Origin of the sequence: Aerococcus sanguinicola (genome assembly GCF_008726925.1) — a bacterium.
Lineage (GTDB): Bacteria > Bacillota > Bacilli > Lactobacillales > Aerococcaceae > Aerococcus.
In genome coordinates this window covers 837,729-852,469 of the sequence record NZ_VYWO01000001.1, presented here as the reverse complement: position 1 = coordinate 852,469, position 14,741 = coordinate 837,729, and the positions used below count along the sequence as shown (strand labels likewise).

15 protein-coding genes are annotated in these 14,741 nt (G+C 47.2%); 14 read left to right on the top strand and 1 reads right to left on the bottom strand.

Annotated elements, in window-relative coordinates:
• Positions 1 to 36 precede the first annotated feature (36 nt).
• The 7 genes from F6I03_RS04005 (at position 37) to truA (ending at position 7,494) form a co-directional block, all read left to right on the top strand.
• Positions 37 to 981: a DNA-directed RNA polymerase subunit alpha gene (locus F6I03_RS04005; RefSeq protein ID WP_070430164.1), complete on the top strand. Its 945-nt coding sequence runs from the start codon at positions 37 to 39 to the stop codon at positions 979 to 981.
• A gap of 26 nt (positions 982 to 1,007) precedes the next feature.
• The gene (gene rplQ, locus F6I03_RS04000) at positions 1,008 to 1,388 is read left to right on the top strand and encodes a 50S ribosomal protein L17 (RefSeq protein ID WP_067972980.1); all 381 of its coding nucleotides are present in this window, start codon (positions 1,008 to 1,010) and stop codon (positions 1,386 to 1,388) included.
• Positions 1,389 to 2,057: 669 nt separating this feature from the next.
• Entirely contained in the window at positions 2,058 to 4,001 is a 1,944-nt protein-coding gene (locus F6I03_RS03995) for an acyltransferase family protein (protein WP_083290476.1), read from the top strand.
• 184 nt (positions 4,002 to 4,185) lie between these two features.
• The gene (locus F6I03_RS03990; protein WP_070430165.1) at positions 4,186 to 5,028 is read left to right on the top strand and encodes an energy-coupling factor ABC transporter ATP-binding protein; all 843 of its coding nucleotides are present in this window, start codon (positions 4,186 to 4,188) and stop codon (positions 5,026 to 5,028) included.
• The gene (locus F6I03_RS03985) at positions 5,004 to 5,882 is read left to right on the top strand and encodes an energy-coupling factor ABC transporter ATP-binding protein (protein WP_070430166.1); all 879 of its coding nucleotides are present in this window, start codon (positions 5,004 to 5,006) and stop codon (positions 5,880 to 5,882) included. Before F6I03_RS03990 ends, F6I03_RS03985 begins: the two co-directional genes overlap by 25 nt.
• On the top strand, positions 5,872 to 6,666 hold the full coding sequence (locus F6I03_RS03980) for an energy-coupling factor transporter transmembrane component T family protein (RefSeq protein WP_070430167.1): 795 nt from the start codon (positions 5,872 to 5,874) through the stop codon (positions 6,664 to 6,666). Before F6I03_RS03985 ends, F6I03_RS03980 begins: the two co-directional genes overlap by 11 nt.
• 12 nt (positions 6,667 to 6,678) lie before the next feature.
• The gene (truA, locus tag F6I03_RS03975) at positions 6,679 to 7,494 is read left to right on the top strand and encodes a tRNA pseudouridine(38-40) synthase TruA (protein ID WP_070430168.1); all 816 of its coding nucleotides are present in this window, start codon (positions 6,679 to 6,681) and stop codon (positions 7,492 to 7,494) included.
• 275 nt (positions 7,495 to 7,769) lie between these two features.
• On the opposite strand, the gene F6I03_RS03970 is transcribed toward truA, so the two are convergent.
• On the bottom strand, positions 7,770 to 9,122 hold the full coding sequence (locus F6I03_RS03970; RefSeq protein WP_070430169.1) for an FAD-dependent oxidoreductase: 1,353 nt from the start codon (positions 9,120 to 9,122) through the stop codon (positions 7,770 to 7,772).
• A gap of 384 nt (positions 9,123 to 9,506) precedes the next feature.
• Between F6I03_RS03970 and F6I03_RS03965 the strand changes: the two genes are divergently transcribed.
• The 7 genes from F6I03_RS03965 (at position 9,507) to F6I03_RS03935 (ending at position 14,651) form a co-directional block, all read left to right on the top strand.
• Positions 9,507 to 10,610, top strand: coding sequence for an alcohol dehydrogenase catalytic domain-containing protein (locus F6I03_RS03965; RefSeq protein ID WP_070430170.1), 1,104 nt, complete (start codon positions 9,507 to 9,509; stop codon positions 10,608 to 10,610).
• A 12-nt stretch (positions 10,611 to 10,622) separates the two neighbouring features.
• A complete protein-coding gene (gene fghA / locus F6I03_RS03960) occupies positions 10,623 to 11,450 on the top strand; it encodes an S-formylglutathione hydrolase (protein WP_070430171.1) in 828 nt (275 codons plus the stop codon).
• A 383-nt stretch (positions 11,451 to 11,833) separates the two neighbouring features.
• Entirely contained in the window at positions 11,834 to 12,277 is a 444-nt protein-coding gene (gene rplM, locus F6I03_RS03955; RefSeq protein WP_070430172.1) for a 50S ribosomal protein L13, read from the top strand.
• A gap of 14 nt (positions 12,278 to 12,291) precedes the next feature.
• The gene (gene rpsI, locus F6I03_RS03950) at positions 12,292 to 12,684 is read left to right on the top strand and encodes a 30S ribosomal protein S9 (RefSeq protein ID WP_070430173.1); all 393 of its coding nucleotides are present in this window, start codon (positions 12,292 to 12,294) and stop codon (positions 12,682 to 12,684) included.
• Positions 12,685 to 12,862: 178 nt separating this feature from the next.
• Positions 12,863 to 13,786, top strand: a complete 924-nt coding sequence (locus F6I03_RS03945) for a diacylglycerol/lipid kinase family protein (RefSeq protein ID WP_070430174.1) — start codon at positions 12,863 to 12,865, stop codon at positions 13,784 to 13,786.
• Between the two features lie 166 nt (positions 13,787 to 13,952).
• On the top strand, positions 13,953 to 14,150 hold the full coding sequence (locus F6I03_RS03940) for a helix-turn-helix transcriptional regulator (RefSeq protein WP_070430175.1): 198 nt from the start codon (positions 13,953 to 13,955) through the stop codon (positions 14,148 to 14,150).
• Entirely contained in the window at positions 14,151 to 14,651 is a 501-nt protein-coding gene (locus F6I03_RS03935; RefSeq protein WP_070430176.1) for a DUF3278 domain-containing protein, read from the top strand.
• Positions 14,652 to 14,741 lie beyond the last annotated feature (90 nt).

Here is a 14,741-nt window from a genome sequence, read left to right as displayed (position 1 = left end):
AAAATTCACGTTTTGAAAGGGGAATACTTGTAGATTATGATCGAAATTGAAAAACCAACTATTGAAACGATTGAGATCAGCGATGATAACAAATTTGGTAAATTTGCGATTGAACCATTAGAACGTGGTTACGGAACAACCTTAGGCAATTCCCTGCGTCGTATTTTACTTTCATCATTGCCTGGTACAGCGGTAACATCAGTTCAGATTGATGATGTTTTACATGAATATTCTACAATCCCAGGTGTCCGCGAAGATGTCACTCAAATTGTGTTGAACATCAAGAAGCTTTCATTGAAACTTTATGATGTTGAAGAAAAACAAGTCGAAATTGATGTAGTTGGCCCAGCAGAGGTCACTGCAGCGGATATTACGGCCGATGCTGATTTTGATATCATGAACCCAGACCTACACATTTGTAGCCTAGAGGACGGTGCCCGTCTGCATATGCTGATGAATGTCCAAAATGGTCGTGGTTTTGTTCGGGCTGAACACAATAAATCAGAAAATATGCCAATTGGCGTAATTCCAGTAGATTCAATCTACACACCAATCGAAAAAGTTAACTACCAAGTTGAAAATATCCGTATTGGTGAAATTAACCAGTTCGATAAGTTGACTTATGATATCTGGACTGACGGGACCATCGCCCCTCATGAAGCGTTGAGTTTAGCTGCTAAGATTCTTACAGAGCACTTAGCGATCTTCGTTGATATGACCAATGAAGCCAAGTCTGCTGAAATTATGGTCGAAAAAGAAGAAACTCAGAAAGAAAAAATGCTCGAAATGTCAATCGAAGAATTGGATCTTTCTGTTCGCTCTTACAACTGTTTGAAACGTGCAGGTATCAATACTGTGGATGAATTAACTGACCGAACTGAACAAGAAATGATGAAAGTTCGTAACTTAGGCCGTAAGTCCCTCGATGAAGTCAAGAATAAGTTGGCTGCCCTCGATTTAAGCTTACGCCAAGAAGATTAATTATAAAGTGAAGGAGGAATTCTCTGATGAGTTACCGTAAATTAGGTCGCACCAGCTCACAACGTAAAGCTTTATTACGTGATTTGACGACTGATTTAATTATCAATGAACGTATCGAAACTACCGAATCTCGTGCTAAAGAAATCCGTAAATCTACTGAAAAAATGATTACTTTAGGCAAGAAAGGTGACCTTAGCGCACGTCGTCAAGCTGCTAAATTTGTTCGTAACGAAATCGCTGATGTTCGTGCGGAAGATGATGACATCGTTATTGAAACAGCCTTACAAAAATTATTCAACGAGTTAGGCCCTCGCTATGCAGATCGTCAAGGCGGCTATACCCGTATCCTTAAGACTGAACCTCGTCGTGGTGACGGTTCTAAGATGGCGATTATTGAATTAGTGTAAGCCAGATGTATGTAGAGCGTTATGATGATGGGGAAACCCAAGTCTAGCTCTTTCACTTCCGGGGCAGGTGCTCCGGAAGTGAAAATATATCCTAATTCCAAAACACGAGCATCCATGTTAATGCATGAATGCTTTTTTTGTTATCAGGGTGTGAGCAGTTGCGGTCAGACTTGAATGACTAGAGCCCAATCGGAAAAGAGCGGCTTTAGCCGATCGTTCCGATTGGGTGAAGTCACTTCAAGTCTGCAACTGCGAACCCGACTAGAGGGTGTGAGGGCTAGCGTGAGAAATAGATCTCTGGAGCCAAAAGACAGAGAAGACTGAAAGTCTTCGGCGGATTTTGGTGAAGAGGAGCACTTTCTGCATCCTCGAACCCGACTAGACAGGTTACGAAACTTAGCAGTTCTTAGCCCACAATTGAGACTGAGAAGTGTGGTTTGGCAGCCTCTAACCCACACTGGAGGCCCATGAATGTGGGTTGACGACGGGGCTTGAGGGGCACTAGCATATGAATCAGCAGCTTTCAAATCCACTTTAAAAATAAAAATTTTACAAATAAGTTTAACTGATCTTTTATAGACAAAATAAGAAAAAAATAATGTGGAGATTTGAAGACAGTAAGGGGGATTAGTGCTATTATTGGATTATTATTGATGAGGAGGGGCAATTTTGGCCAAACGTAAATATTTTAGACCCTTTGATAGCCTTCGCTTTCTGTCCATGCTGGCTATTATTTTTTATCATTACACCAAACACCTCTTGCCCGGTGGTTTTTTAGCTGTAGATATTTTCTTTGTTCTCTCAGCATTCTTAATCTCTAGTCGCTTGGAGAAGAGCTACCAGGCGACGGGAAGTTTTCCGCGTTTTTGGTCTACATTCTTTCGGCGACTGGGTCGGCTCTTCCGGCCTATGCTCTTTCTTTTAGTAGTCGGCACCTGCTATTTGTTGGTCTTTCGCTTCGACCTCCTAACCAATTTACCTCGTATGTTCTTGTCCAGCTTAGTCTTCTTGAATAACTGGTCACAGATCCTGGCGGGAGGGTCGTATTTTGCTGATTTTGCCCATCCGTCGATCTTTACCCATCTCTGGTATTTGAGCATGTATGCCCAATTCCTCTTCCTCTGGCCGGCCCTCGTTCATCTCGTCCGCCCCCAGTTCAAGTCCGCTAAGCAAGCTTCCTGGCTCTATCTGATCTTGGCCGTGCTGAGTGCTGTCCTAATGGCTGTGCTCTTTGACCCTGGAAAGGATCCGAGTCGGGTTTACTATGGGACGGATACGCGACTCTTCAGCTTTGCCTTGGGGGCTTGGGCTGGCACCGTCATGCAAACTGACCGGATGCGCCAGCTTGTGAAGAAGGGCGCCTCCTGGTTGACTTCACTCTTGACGGTCGGAATTGCCGGCTTACTTTTCTTTATGATGCGCTTTTTAACGGATTCGTGGAGCCTAACTTATTATGGCGGGATGTTTGCCTTTGACCTCTTAGTGGTCCTCTTCCTCGTCCTCCTAACCCTGCCTGGTAACTTATTGGCTAAGCTTTTGCGCTTCCGCCCCTTATCTTGGCTGGGGCAGATGACTTATGGGATGTACCTCTTCTACTATCCGGTTTTTATCATTTTCCGCTCAGCGCCCAAGTCCTCCAACTTCTTTGTAGCATCTATCGGTTGGCAGTTGGCCCTTATCATTTTCCTAGGGGCCCTTACCCACATTGTGGTCGTCCACCGCAAGTTTTATGTGCCGATCTTCAACCGGCCTAGGGGAGTCTCTCTCCAGCTCAAATCAGGCCTAAGAGCTGCCTTGTCTTCCCAGACCCCATTGGCCAGTCGCATCGCTTTCTGGGCTTATCTGGCTATGCTAGTGGGGACAGGTGTGGCTTTGGCGATAGCGCCTATTGAACATGAAACAGCCGAACAAATTCGTCAAGCTGAAGCACAAAAAGCTGCCCTGATCGAGCAGAACAAGGCCATAGCCAATGGGAATGTGAGCGATCCGGCGAGTGAAGAAGAAATCAAAGCCTATATCAACCAATTGCCAGCTGACCAACAGGGCTTCCTATCCTCCCTGCCTAAGGAACAGGTGCAGATGGCCCATAATCTCCAAGCGACCTTTATTGGGGATTCCCTGCTTCTAGGGGCGTCTGAATTGCTTTCGGTGACCTATCCGAATTCTTATATCAGCGCAGAGGTCGGCCGGCAGGTCTATGCCATCGCTCCAGTTATCGACCAGCTCAAAGCGAACCAGGCCCTCTTCAACCCGGTTGTGATTAACCTAGGGGCTAATGGGGGCTTCTCCAGCCAACAGATTGTCGACATGGTCGAACAAATTGGCAAGGATCGGAAGATTTACCTGGTGAATACCCATGTTAACCGTCCTTGGCGCGATGAAGTCAATAGCAATCTAAAGGCAGCAGCTGACCAATTGGGAGACCAGGTTCATTATCTGGATTGGAATGCTTACTTTATGAGCCAAGAGGCGGCACCGACTTGGTTAGGGGATGATGGGGTTCACTTTAATGATGAAGGCCGCAAGCAGTGGGTAGCCTTTGTGACCCGGTCTATCTATGAAACGGACCACCAAGAGCTTCCCGAGGACCAGGAGAAAAAGCCTCAGGATTAAGGTCTAATCTATTAGTTTATGATTGCAGTCTCAAGTATTTTAGCGTAAACTGTTAGTATCACCTTAATATGTGGCAGGGTTGACCATTCAGCCTTTAGAGGCGGTTTGGCAACTCACTGATTAAACAAAGAATACTGGACTCTGCCGGACTTGCGGTAGGGTCCTTTTAACTAAGGAGGCAGCTATGGAAGATACGATTGTTCGTGTCGAGGATTTAATCTTTGCCTATCAAGAAGACCAAGATAGACCCACGATCCAAGGGGTATCTTTTGAGATTAAGCGGGGCGAATGGCTGGCTGTGATCGGCCATAATGGGTCGGGCAAATCGACCCTAGCCAAGCTGATTGATGGCCTCTTGGAGGCTCAATCGGGTCAGATCTATGTGGACGGCCAGGAGCTAGCAGAGGAGACGGTATGGGAGATCCGCCAGAAGATTGGCTTTGTCTTTCAGAACCCGGATAACCAGTTTGTGGGGGCGACAGTTGAAGATGATGTGGCCTTTGCCCTAGAGAATGCCGGCATCCCTCGCGAGGAGATGGTGGACCGGGTGAACCGCGCTTTAGACCAGGTCAATATGTCCCAGTACAAGGACCGGGAGCCGTCTAGCCTGTCAGGTGGACAAAAGCAACGAGTGGCTATTGCGGGTGTTCTCGCCTTAGAGCCTGAATTAATTATCCTAGATGAAGCAACAGCCATGCTGGATCCCGAAGGCCGCCAGGAAGTGGTTTCTCTGATGCAAGCAATCAAGGAGAGCCAGGAAATGACAGTCCTATCTATTACTCACGACTTGAAGGAAGCATCCATGGCAGACCAGATCTTTGTCGTGAACCAGGGCCAAATTGTGAAAAAAGGTCGTCCAGAAGAAATTTTTGAAGAAGGTCAGGCGCTCGTTGAGATGGGCTTAGATGTCCCCTTTGCGGAACAATTGAAGGATGCTCTTCAGGCGCGCGGCCTTGACCTGCCGGATACATATTTAACGGAAGAAGGGTTGGTGGACCAGCTATGCAAATTGAATTCGACCAGGTAGACTTTGCCTATGGGGCGGGGACGGCCTTTGAGATGCAGGCCTTGCATGATGTAAGCTTAACCATTCCAGATAAGAGTTTTACAGCGTTAGTCGGCCATACTGGATCAGGTAAATCAACCGTTATCCAGCACCTCAATGCCTTGCTCTTGCCTAGTGGGGGCGAGATTCGCTTGGGTGATTTTCTCTTGACAGCTGAAAGCAAGGGCAAGGGCCTGAAGACTTTGCGGTCTAAAGTTGGCATGGTCTTCCAATTTCCAGAGTCCCAGCTCTTTGAAGAGACAGTCCTGGCTGATGTAATGTTTGGCCCTAAGAATTATGGGGCCTCTGAAGAGGAAGCCAAGGAACGGGCTTTAGAAGCGCTAGAACTTGTAGGGATTGCTCCTGCTTTTCATGAACGGTCTCCTTTCGAACTATCGGGTGGGCAGATGCGCCGGGTAGCGATTGCTGGTATTCTTGCCATGAAGCCGGAGGTCCTCGTCTTGGATGAACCGACTGCCGGCTTGGATCCCAAAGGCCAAAAAGAGATGATGGAAATGTTTTACCAGCTCTACCGGGACAAGGCGCTTACCGTTGTTCTTGTTTCCCACCATATGAATGATGTAGCCAAATATGCCAACCACGTGATTGTGATGGAAGGGGGCACCTGCATCCGCTCAGGCCAGCCGGAAGAAATCTTCCAAGATCCAGATTGGCTCCACCAGCACCAGTTAGACCTTCCGGATAGCTTACGCTTTGCCCGGGCCTATGAAGACAGGCTGGAGACCCCATTAGAGGGGATTCCCTTAACCGTGGACAGCTTAGCGGATGCTATTATGAAGCAATTAGGAAGGGGGCAAGGGACTAATGAAGGATAAGTTTATCTTAGGGCGTTATTTACCAGGGGATTCCTTTATCCACCGCCTAGATCCACGAGCTAAGCTAGTTAGCATGGTTCTCCTCTTGATTTTTATCTTTTTTGCTAATAATGTGTGGTCTTACGCTCTCTTGTTCGCCTTTGTCATGTTTTTGATCGCCTTAACCAATATTTCCTTGTCTGTTTTCATCAAGGGGTTACGGCCGATGTTGGTTTTGATTCTCTTCACCGTCATCTTGCAGCTCTTCTTTACCCGAACGGGCGAGGTGCTTTGGGAATGGGGCTTCTTGGTCCTCACCAAGGATGGCTTGATGAATGCGGTCTTTATCTTCTTACGCTTTGTTTTGATCATCTTTATTTCGACCTTACTTACCCTAACGACCCAACCTCTGGCTATAACGGATGCCTTAGAGAGCTTGTTTGCGCCTTTCCGCAAAGTCTTACCGGTCCATGAAATGGCCCTTATGCTCTCTATTGCTCTACGCTTTGTGCCAACCTTGATTGATGAGACGGATAAGATTATGAATGCCCAGCGTGCCCGGGGGGTAGACTTCAATGAGGGCAATTTATTTGAACGGGTAAAAGCCTTTATCCCCATCTTAATTCCGCTCTTTGTCAATGCCTTCAACCGGGCCTATGACCTGGCAACAGCTATGGAGGCTCGGGGTTATCGCGGGGCAGAGGGGCGGACCAAGTACCGCGAGTTGACCTGGCAGGGGCGCGACACTTTAGCCTTAGTGGTCGTTAGCCTGGTATGCCTAGGACTTCTTCTAGTCAAAGATTAAGGAGGCGATAATGTGCAACGTTACAAGCTAACTTTGGCCTACGATGGCTCTCCCTATGTTGGCTTCCAAGTTCAGCCGAATGGACCGAGTGTCCAAGGCGAATTGCAGCGTGCCTTGAAGTTAATGACCAAGGGCAAGCAGATTAATGTCCATGGATCGGGGCGGACGGATTCTGGGGTCCATGCTTATGGGCAAGTGGTCCACTTTGACTACCCAGCCCCCATTGCTGAAGAAGCCCTCTTGCGAGCCTTGAACAGTATCTGTGATGACAGCATCTGTATCCAGTCTGTTGAAGCTGTTGAACCGACCTTCCATGCCCGCTACCACACCTCTGGCAAGCGCTATATATACCGGGTGGAGGGGGCTCCTTTTATGTCCCCCTTCAAGCGCCACTTTGCTCTCCACCATCCCTATCGGACAGATCTGGAGCGGATGGAAGAGGCCCTCAGCTCTATTCTGGGCCGCCATGATTTCGAAAGTTTCTGCTCGACCCATACGGATAAGACTAACTTTGTGCGTACGATTTACCGGGCAGAGCTCCACCCTGGGCCAGACCCTTCTAGCTATTATTTTCTCTTTGAAGGGGACGGTTTCTTGTATAATATGGTGCGCATCTTGGTCGGCACCCTGCTTCAGATTGGGGATGGGCTCAAGCCAGTTGAGGAGATGGACCGTCTGCTTGAGGTGCGAGACCGGAATGAAGCCGGTCCTACAGCTCCAGCCCACGGCCTCTACTTAGACGAGGTCTTCTACTTATCGGCTGAAGACCGGGCCAAGAAAACGGCCCAATGGCTAGATTTTAAGCGGGAAGCGGATTTTGATGACTAGGAAGAGGAGGCGTTTGCTCTGTTACTTGTGATTTTTCTAGGGATTCTTGTGGCCCTTATGTTGGTCGGGTCTTCCTTTTATTTGTATAAGCGTTCACGCAATAAATGGTACTTGCTCTTTATAGGTATTGGCATGTTCTTTTGGGTTTTTGCGACGGCCATGCTCTTGATGGTCGTCTTCTCCTAATCTGCCGAGCGAGGCCTCATAAAGTCTTTTCTGACAGCAAAAAAGCTCCCAGTCCACAATCAGACTGGGAGCTTTGCTTATGCCTTAATTTATTCAGCTAATTTGGCTTCTTGGTCAAGGGCAGCTTGGGCTAAAATATTGAGGTAGTGCCATGGACGGTCGAAGTGTGGTTGGAAGAGGAAGTCCACATAGGCTAAGTCCTCAATGGTCATATGGTTTTGGATGGCGAGAGAGAGGGTGTTAGCAGATTGGGTAATGTCATACTTAGACATTAATTGTCCCCCTACAATTCGGCCAGTGCCAACTTCATAGACGAGTTTCATATGAACGATCTCATTAGTCGGCATGAATTCTGGACGGTAGAAGTCTTTAACGTAGACAGAGCGCGTATCTAGGCCGAATGATTCAGCTGAGCCATCGTTAACCCCAGTAGAACCAATGTTCCAGCCGAAGAGTTTCAGGCCAGAAGTGGATTGGGTCCCACGGTACTTCACGCGGTCTTCCTTAATGTTTTTACCAACTAAGTTCCCCATCCGGACAGCATTGGTAGCCAATGGAATGTAGGCATGGCCGTCGTTAGGGTTGTAGTTAACCGCACAAGAGTCGCCGCAAGCATAGATATCTGGGTCAGAGGTATGCATGAAGTCATCAACAATCAGCGCCCCATTGTCGAAGGTTTTGAGGTCACCGAAGAGTTCATTATTTGGCTTGAAGCCGACACAGAGAATGGCCATGTCACAGTCGTATTCGCCCTTGTTGGTACGAACGGCTTTAACAGCACCATTTTCATCAGCAACGAAGCCGTCAGCGAGTTCTGACATGTGCATTTCAACATTATGTTCTTGGATGGTTTCTTCTAGGATATCGGTCATTTCACTATCGAGATACTTGCTCAGTGGGTGAGGCATCCCATCAATTAAAACAACTTCTTTACCAGTTTCAGCGAAGGCTTCAACCAATTCAATACCGATGTAGCCACCACCGACAACGGCTATCCGTTTCTTATCATTCTTCTTAGCGATAATTTCTTGGGCATGGTTGAAGTTCTTGCAGAGAAGGACATTATCAAGGTCTAGGCCGTCGATTGGTGGAATAATAGGCCATGAACCTGAAGAAAGAACGAGCTTGTCATAGCTATCTTCGAAGACTTCGCCTGTCTTCAAGTCTTTGACTTGGACTTTCTTGTTGGCTTGGTCGAGTTCTAAGACATCATGTTCCATCTTCACATTAGCGCCGAGTTCAGCTAGGGCTTCAGGGCTAGAATAGAAGAGGCCGTCAACATCCTTAACCACGCCACCCACGTAGAGAGCAATCCCACATGAAAGGAAGGAGACATTGTCATTCCGTTCATAGATGGTTACATCGATGTCGTCGTTTTCATTGAGCATAGTGGTTACTGCAGCAGTTCCGGCATGGGTACAGCCAATTACAATAACTTTCATTTAACATTCTCCTTTGTCTTTAAAACAAAATTTATTACTAATTCTTTCACAATCTATTATACATAATGATAGCGATTTCACAAAGTGTTAACAGGAAAATAGATACAATAATTGTTCTGATAATAAAATGATGATGGCTCCAAATATCAGCCAAGAAGCTACCGTTAATAGAATGAAAGCGGTATTAAAATTTAGTTCTAGCAGATTTACAGTAATTTTTCTGAGAAAAAATTAATGGAATATCCTAATTAGATAAACAATAATTGTATTATCATGCCCTGGCTAACTGAAAGGGCTTTTAATTGTAGTTTTAGCCTCTTTGTGTCATGATAGAATCAGTAATATTGACTTAGCTTATCAACTGATAAAAGAAAGAGGGATACCATGAAAAGTAAAGCAGCAGTGGCTTTTGGGCCTAATGATTTAAGATTGGTCGAAGTTGATGTTGAAGACCCACACCCAGGTGAGGTGATGGTGAAGATTGCTTATACCTCAGTCTGTCATACGGATATTTATACTTTATCTGGGGATGACCCTTCTGCCATCTTTCCTTGTATTTTAGGGCATGAAGCAGCTGGTGAAGTGGTTAAAGTGGGTGAGGGCGTCAAGAGCGTTGAAGTGGGCGACCATGTCATTCCCCTCTGGAAACCAGAATGCGGGAAATGTGAGTATTGCCAGAAAGGTTTGAATTTCTGCTCAGCCATAAGTGAGACCCAGGGCCAGGGCGTGATGCCGGATGGGACGCCACGTTTCTCTTATGAAGGGAAGCCAATCTACCATTTCATGGGGACGTCAACCTTCAGTGAATATACGGTCCTGCCAGAGATCGCCTTGACCAAGATTGACCCAGAAGTGGCCATGGATGAAGTTTGTCTCTTAGGTTGCGGGGTGACGACAGGAATTGGGGCGGTCCGCAATGATGCGGCCGTTTATGAAGAGGCTACAGCAGCTGTCTTCGGGATCGGTACCCTAGGCCTAGCAGCCATCCAAGAACTCAAACGCTCCCAAGCTGAGCGGATTATCGCGGTGGATATTGATCCCAACAAAGCAGAAATTGCCCGTGATTTTGGGGCGACAGACTTCATTAACTCGAGCGAATTGGACCGCCCTGTCCAAGAAGAAATTATTGCGCTTACTGACGGCGGGGTAGACTTTAGCTTTGTTTGTGTTGGGAATACGGATGTCATGAACGCCGGCCTAGAAGCCACGCACAAGGGCTGGGGCGAGAGCGTCATTATGGGGGTTGCAGCTGGTAACGATAAGATCTCAACCCGCCCCTTCCAATTGATTACGGGCCGGACCTGGCTAGGCACTTCCTTTGGCGGGGTGACGGGCCGGACCGGGCTCAGCGAATTGGTCGCTGAATATGCCGAGGGAGGCATTGACCTCAAAGCCTTTATCAGCCACCGTATTGGCTTTGATGAGATCGAACAAGCCATCGAATGGCAAGAGAATGGGGAATCCTTACGTGATATTCTAAGTTTTTAGGAGGTTTAGATGATGGAATTGATCGAAAGTAAGAAAATTTTTGCTGGTGCCCAACAGCGCTACCAACACCAGTCAGAGGTCCTAGGCTGTGAGATGGTTTTCAGCCTCTTCCTGCCTAAAGAGGCCCAAGACCGTCCTGTTCCCTTGCTTTGGTTCTTATCGGGCTTGACCTGCGATGACCAGAATTTCTCCACCAAGTCAGGTTTCCAGCGTTATGCCGCAGACCTGGGTCTAGCTGTCTTGATCCCGGACACCTCACCTCGGGGCCAAGAGGTAGCTGATGATGAGGCCTATGATTTGGGGCAGGGGGCTGGCTTCTATCTCAATGCCAGCCAGGAGCCCTGGGTGACTCACTATCACATGTATGATTACTTAATGGAAGAACTCGCTGAGCTGGTTGAGGACTGCCTCCCTCATGGGTCGAGTCAACAAGCCATTATGGGACACTCTATGGGCGGCTATGGGGCGCTTATGATAGGGCTGAAGAATCCCCAACGCTTCCAAAGCATTTCAGCCTTCGCTCCAATCTCTAACCCAAGCCAGGTACCATGGGGGCGCAAGGCCTTCACGGCTTACTTAGGACCAGATGAGAAGGATTGGGTTGCTTGGGATCCGGTTGCCCTGGTCAAGGAAGCCGAAGTGAAGTCGCCAATCTACATTAGCCAAGGGACAGCCGATGAATTCTACCCTGAACAATTGGACGAAAAAGCTTTCCTAGAGGCAGCTGAGGCTGCTAGCTATCCCGTCCGCTATCAGAAGGAAGAAGGCTATGACCATTCCTATTACACCATTTCGACTTTTATTGGGGACCATTTGAATTTCCACAAAGCAAATCTCTAACCCCTGAAGCCAAATGGCATTCAATTTGTCTCGTAAAAAAAGAAACTGGGCTTTGTTTCCAGTTTCTTTTTCATTTATAGCTATAGCGGCTTATTTTGCGGCTGAGTTCTTTTCTCTCTTGCGGATAAGATGGGAGAGGACAAGACCGGTCAAGCTTAGGATGGGGATGCCTTCGACGAGGAAGGCCAGGGCATATTTCTTTTTCATGCAGACACCTCCTTACTGCTATTATAGCAAGTTTTACAAATAAAATTAAGCTTGACCATTGACTTCTTTTGACGGATAAGGTATGATATTAAACGGTATTGTTTGCCCCACGATTGCCCCGGAAATCAATTGTGAATTGCAACAATCAGTCAAGAAAAACGGAGGAAAAGTAGATAATGCGTACAACATATATGGCAAAAGCTAACGAAGTTGAACGCCAATGGGTTATCTTAGACGCAACAGATATTCCATTAGGTCGTCTTTCAACAGTAGCAGCATCAATGCTGCGCGGTAAAAACAAAGCAACTTTCACCCCTAACGTAGACACTGGTGACCAAGTCATTATCATCAATGCTGAAAAAGTTAAATTAACTGGTAAGAAAGCATCTGATAAGAAGTACTACCACCACTCAGGTTACCCAGGTGGTATCTACGAAACAACTGCAGGGGCTTTACGTGCGGAAAAACCTGAACGTTTAATTGAACTTTCAATTAAAGGGATGCTTCCTAAGAACAAATTAGGTCGTCAACAATTTACGCACTTACATGTTTATGCTGGCGCGGAACACCCACACCAAGCACAACAACCTGAAACTGTAGACATCAAGGACTTAATTTAAGGAGGGAACAGCTAGTGGCACAAGCACAATATCAAGCAACTGGACGTCGTAAGAACTCTACTGCCCGTGTACGCTTAGTACCTGGTAATGGGAAGATCGTTTTTAACGGCAAAGAAATGGAAGACTACCTTCCATACGCATCACTATTCGTTATCGTTAAACAACCTTTAGCAGTTACTCAAACTGAAGGTCAATATGATGTACACATCAACGTTAACGGTGGCGGTTACGCTGGGCAATCAGGTGCAGCTCGTCACGGTATCGCCCGTGCCTTACTGCAAGTTGATCCAGACTTCCGTAAACCATTAAAAGACGCTGGCTTGCTCACACGTGACCCACGTATGAAAGAACGTAAGAAACCAGGTCTTAAGAAAGCCCGTAAAGCGCCTCAATTCTCAAAACGTTAAGAATTGGTGTTTACGAAATTTCCAGCACTTGCCCTCGGCAGGTGCTTTTTTTATGCTTGCCATCGCCTATCATTTTGATAAAATAGGACAAAATGCCTGTCAATTCTTGGCATAGCTGTGAGCCTGATCGAGCTTCATTGGCTTAATAAAGTAAAGGAGAGTCGAACTTTTGGAATGCATGCATATTATCTGTAATCCCCAGTCAGGGATGGGTAGGGGCAGGAAACGCTTGAATGAAGTGACGACCTATTTGGAATCCCTGGGGACGGATTACCAGACCTACCTGACCCAGTATCCCGGGCATATGGCAGAGCTCGTGGCTACTTCCTTAGCCCACTTAAAAGCAGAAGACCGCTTAATCTTAGTTGGCGGGGATGGGAGTTTGCATGACTTGGTCAATGCCCTGGCCGACCAAGACTTGGCCTATCCCATTGCATTCATTCCAGCAGGGACCGGGAATGACTTTAGCCGTTACTACCAGGCAGGGAAGGAAAGTATTGAAGACCTCCTAGCTCCGATGTTTGCAGGCCGTGTGCGGCAAGTAGAGCTTGGTCAGATCCTGTTGACTAGCGATTACTCAGAGGTCAATTTCGTGAATAGCCTGGGCTTTGGCCTCGATGGTCAGGTCATCCATGAGAGCGAGGTCCTCAAAGCGAGGGGAGGGCTTTGGCAATGGTCCTGGGCCAACCGGCTCCGCTATTTGCTAGGAGTCTTTCGGTCTTTGACCAAGCTGCCGGACTTTAGGCTGGAATTAGAATTAGCGGGTCAGCACCAAGTCTTCTCTCGGGTGACATTGTTGACTTTGATGTTGAACCCTTACTTCGGTGGGGGCATCCAGCTCGATCCCCGGGTGACGGAATTAGAGGGCGAGTTTGCTGTGCTTGTGATCCACGACCTGGACTGGCAGGCAATTCCAGGCTTGCTCTATCAGATTCTGTGGCGCAAAGACCAAGGAAATTCTAAATACCTGGCCTTCTACCATGGCCCAACTTGCACTCTAAACCTGACCCCTAATATCCCTGGTCAGGTGGATGGCGAAGCCATTTTCTCTTTGGATGGGTCATTGAACTGTCGACTGGCCCAACAAGCTTTTTATCTTTAACCAAGAGATGTCGATAAGTGCTGTTTTAGCGAAAGGAAAGCTTAGCCGAATTGCTGCTGGTCCTTTCGCTTTTTTTTGAAGGAGATGTCATTTATAATTGACAAATTACATAAGTTCCCGTAAACTGAAGGTGTCAGATATAAATGACATTAAGGAGGAGAAGGCGATGAACCGTGTGCGGACCTACCGCCAGCAGCTGGCTATTTCTCAGGCCGAACTTGCTCGCCGGGTCGGGGTGGCCCGGCAGACCATTAATTTAATAGAAAATGATAAATATAACCCGTCACTGGAGCTTTGTCTGCGCCTAGCTCATGCTCTGGGCACCGACTTAAATCAATTGTTTTGGGATAAGGAGGAGTCTTAAATGAAAGAACGTATTATCCAACACTACCTTGGCTTTGTGGGCCATCGTGATGAATACCAAGAACAGAAACTAAATGAAGTTTTAGCCTTTGCTGGAATTGTGACCCAGTATGCTATTGCCATCTTGATGTTAATCAGCTTGATTTGGGACATCCACCAGGGTCAGGTCAGCTTGGGGACCATCTTTCTCTTTCTGATCATGATGGGGAATTCCCTCTATATCCTGGCTAAAACCCGCAAGTACCGGCTAACCGAGACTGAATTCTATGATCGGCGTGACTACCAGCAGGCGGTCCGCCAGCTCCGTCAGCAGATGATCCGCGTCGGTTTGCTATGGACTCTGGGTATGATGTTCTGGATGGAAGTGGTCTTTCCTTACTTGGACGGACGGCCGATCGAATGGCACTGGGCTAAGGCCCTGATTTATATCATAGGAGGTCTAGCCTTTGCCACCACGGCTTACCTCATTAGCAAGTCAAAACTCCGCTTAGTCGAGCGCTAGGTCTCAAATAAGAAAGCTAAAAAGCAGCCGAGCTCGCCAGCTAAATGGCGTCTCGGCTGCTTTGCTTTTTTTGAGAATGTCGCTAAAGTT